This is a genomic window from Streptomyces sp. NPDC045701 (genome assembly GCF_056432045.1).
Window position 1 is genome coordinate 1 of sequence record NZ_JBWKJV010000151.1, and the last position, 3,068, is coordinate 3,068.

General features: G+C 75.9%; 3 protein-coding genes and 4 pseudogenes. 6 read left to right on the plus strand and 1 reads right to left on the minus strand.

Annotated elements, in window-relative coordinates; translation table 11 throughout:
- The 6 genes and pseudogenes from AC07DW_RS33910 to AC07DW_RS33935 all read left to right on the plus strand — a co-directional run.
- Nucleotides 1–129, plus strand: a pseudogene (locus AC07DW_RS33910) (amino acid permease); the annotation flags it as partial.
- Nucleotides 130–259: 130 nt separating this feature from the next.
- A pseudogene (locus AC07DW_RS33915) lies at nt 260–451 on the plus strand (hypothetical protein); the annotation flags it as partial.
- A 309-nt stretch (nt 452–760) separates the two neighbouring features.
- Nucleotides 761–940 (plus strand): annotated as a pseudogene (locus AC07DW_RS33920) (hypothetical protein); the annotation flags it as partial.
- On the plus strand, nt 937–1,737 hold the full coding sequence (locus tag AC07DW_RS33925; protein WP_478861452.1) for a transcriptional regulator: 801 nt from the start codon (nt 937–939) through the stop codon (nt 1,735–1,737). The pseudogene AC07DW_RS33920 and the gene AC07DW_RS33925, both read left to right, overlap by 4 nt.
- Before the next feature lie 112 nt (nt 1,738–1,849).
- Entirely contained in the window at nt 1,850–2,341 is a 492-nt protein-coding gene (locus AC07DW_RS33930; protein ID WP_478861453.1) for a roadblock/LC7 domain-containing protein, read from the plus strand.
- A gap of 5 nt (nt 2,342–2,346) precedes the next feature.
- Entirely contained in the window at nt 2,347–2,721 is a 375-nt protein-coding gene (locus tag AC07DW_RS33935; RefSeq protein ID WP_478861454.1) for a hypothetical protein, read from the plus strand.
- A gap of 7 nt (nt 2,722–2,728) precedes the next feature.
- Here the strand turns inward: AC07DW_RS33935 and AC07DW_RS33940 are convergent.
- Nucleotides 2,729–3,068: pseudogene (locus AC07DW_RS33940) on the minus strand (hypothetical protein); the annotation flags it as partial.

Below are 3,068 nucleotides of genomic sequence, written 5' to 3' on the forward strand. Positions count from 1 at the left end.
CTGATCCTCGCGAGCCCGCTCGCCGACCGGGACGCCGAGGTGTACGTCCGCGCCGGGGTCCTGGTGGCGATCGGCGTGGGGCTGTGGGCCGTCAACAGGGTGGTGATGCGGGTACGCGGAGAGGGGTAACCGGCGACCCTATCCCGTCCCGGGCACGTTCCTGCGGAAAATGCCAGAACTCCCACCAGCAGAGCGAACGTTGCGTAGCGTCGTGGTCACAGCCTTGGATGCGCAACGGGGAACTGGGAGGGGAGCCCGCGTGCCCGGAATCGACGAGTGCCTGCGCGAAGCGATGAGCCTGCCGGGCGCGCTGGGGGCGGCACTCGTCGACTGGACCAGTGGCCTCGCTCTCGGCACGGCCGGCCGGTCCCCGGTGGGTGACCACGAGACGACGGCGGCGGAGACGGCGGAACTGGCGCGGGCGGCCGCGGAGTACGAGTCGTTCTCCCCCGAGGCGATACCGGCGGCCCTGCCCCCGGCGCGGGCCGGGGCGGCCACGCGGTTACCCGTGCCCGGCCCGGCGCCCACCCCGGCGCCCGGCCCCGCGCCGGCCGTCGCGGCGGGCCGGGTTCCGGGGCCCCAGCCGGGCCTGACCCCGGTACCGGCGCCGGGCACCCCCGACGGACGTGGCCGGCCCGGCGGTCCGCCCGCCGGCCCGCACCCCGGGACACCGGAACCGGAACGGCGGCCCGCCCCGCCGGCGGGCCCCGGCACCCCCGCACCCCTCGCGGCCGCGCCGCCGATCGGCGTGGACCCCAAGGCGCCGCCCGTCGAGGACGTCATCGTGACCACCCGTACCGGCTACCACGTCCTGCGGTTCGTCGAGACGACCTTCGACAGCAGCGTGTTCCTCCATCTGTGGCTGGACCGCTCCACCGGCAACCTGGCGCTGGCCCGGCTGCGCCTGCGGGAGCTGGCCGAACGGCTGGTACTGGTATGAGCGCGCGCACCGCCGGGGCGATCGTCTCCCCGATGCTGCTGCGGCTGGCCAAGGAGCACGCCACCGGGGCGCTGATACGGGACCACGGGACGCTGTACCTCGTCGACGGGCGGGTCGTGCACGCGGAGAGCCCGGTCGCGCCCGGCGCGGACGTCCTGCTGACGGCGGCCGGCCGGCAGCCCCGTCAGGGCCGAATAGCCGCCGGCGAGCTGGAGATATGCCACCTGGGCGCCCTGTTCGACGCGGCGTTCTTCGCCCTCGCCCCCGGCCGGGGCCCGGCCCGCTTCCAGTACGGCGCCGTCCACGGGACGCCGGCCGCGCGGGCGGTACGCCCCGTGCCGGCGACCGACATCGAGCGCGAGACGCTGCGCCGCCGGGAGCTGCTCGACAGCGTGTGGCCCTACCCCGCCGTGGACGCCGCGCCGGTCGTCCCGCGGCCCGCCGCCGCCGGCCAGACCGTCACCCCCCGCCAACGGGCCCTGCTGGCCCACGCCGACGGCCTGCGCACCCCCGCGCAGCTCGCCTGGGCGCTGGGCCGCCCGGCCTTCCACGTCCTGCTGGAGATCCGGCGGCTGGCCGCGGCCGGCCTGGTGACCACCCCGCCGGACCCGGCACCGCCCGGCCCGGCCCCGCGCGAGCCGCACGCGGACGCCCACCCCTGCCGGCTCCCGCACGGAACCGTCACCCACGAGGCCGTCGCGTACGAGTCCCCGCCTCACCACCCCGCCGGCTTCGCACCCGAACCGGACATCGCCCTGCTCCGCCGGCTCCGTGACGCCCTGGAGGCCCACCTGTGACCGCTCGTACGTCCCGTACGCACTCATGAGGCGCGCCTTGCGACAGCTCGCCGAGAGAAACGAGAGAAGCGAGAAAAGCGAGAGGAGTGAGAGGAGTGAGAGGAGACAGTTGATGACGGCGGCCGAAGCGGAGGTGCTCGGCGAGCTCAGGCGTCTGCGGGCCCGCGTCCCGCAGGTGACCGGAGCGCTCGCGGCCAGCACCGACGGACTGGTCCTGGCGCGGGACACGGCGGACGCCGACGCCGCGGAGGGTGTCGCCGCGCTCACCGCCGCCGCGCTCGGCGTCGCGCTGCGGCTCACCGACGCCACCGGGCAGGGCGGGTTCCGCGAGCTGCTGGTCCGCGGCGAGCACGGCTACGTCGCGACGTACGCGGCGGGCACCTCCGCCGTCCTGACGCTCCTCGCCGAGCCCCGCATCAACGTGGGCCGGCTCCACCTGGAGGCCCGCCGGTCCAGCGCCCGCATCGGCGAACTGGTCGACGGCGCCCTGCACCGGCGTACGCCGCAGAGCGAGCCGTGTCCCGCGCCCGCCCCCTCGGCCGCGCCCCTGCCCATCCGACAAGCCGTTCCGCCCCTCCCGTCCCACAAACCGAAGGAAGCGTGACCCCCATGGCCAACATCGAAACCGCCCTCAAGGAAGCCACCACCGTCATCGACGGTGCCCTGGGCGCCGCTCTCGTCGACTACACCAGCGGCATGGCCCTCGGCACCATCGGCGGTGGCAAGGACCTCGACCTGACGGTCGCCGCCGCCGGCAACACCGACGTCGTACGCGCCAAGGTGCGCACCATGGAGATGCTCGGCCTCCAGGAGGAGATCGAGGACATCCTCATCACGCTGGGCACGCAGTACCACCTGATCCGGCTCCTCAAGGGCCGGGGCGCGAACGGCCTGTTCCTCTACCTGGCGCTGGACAAGCAGCGCGCCAACCTGGCGATGGCCCGCCACCAGCTCAGGAAGATCGAGGCCGAGCTGGAGATCTGACGCGGGCTCAGCGGCGCCGCGCCCCGCCCGGCGCGGCGTCGCCCGCCGCGATGCCCGTCGACCGGTACGCCTCGACGGGCCCGCCGACCGGCCCCTCGGCGAGCCGGTCGGTCCGTACCCACCACAGGGTCTCCCCGGCGCGTTCCCGGCGTCCGAGCCACCGCGCCTTCAGCCACAGCCCGGTCCCCGCGCCCGCCAGGACCGCCCCTCCCGCGCCCGGCAGCGCGAAGGAGGAGGCGAGGGCGGCGACGAACGCACCCACCAGCCACCAGCGGCGGGCCCGCCGCCGGACCCGCACGGTCACGGCCCGGTCCTGGAGGAAGTCCGCCCGCGCCGCCCTCGTCGCC

What these genes read in the sequence shown, in the direction of transcription:
- AC07DW_RS33930 (WP_478861453.1), top strand. Translation starts at nt 1,850, where the DNA reads ATGACGGCGGCCGAAGCGGAGGTGCTCGGCGAGCTCAGGCGTCTGCGG.
- AC07DW_RS33925 (WP_478861452.1), top strand. Translation starts at nt 937, where the DNA reads ATGAGCGCGCGCACCGCCGGGGCGATCGTCTCCCCGATGCTGCTGCGG.
- AC07DW_RS33935 (WP_478861454.1), top strand. Translation starts at nt 2,347, where the DNA reads ATGGCCAACATCGAAACCGCCCTCAAGGAAGCCACCACCGTCATCGAC.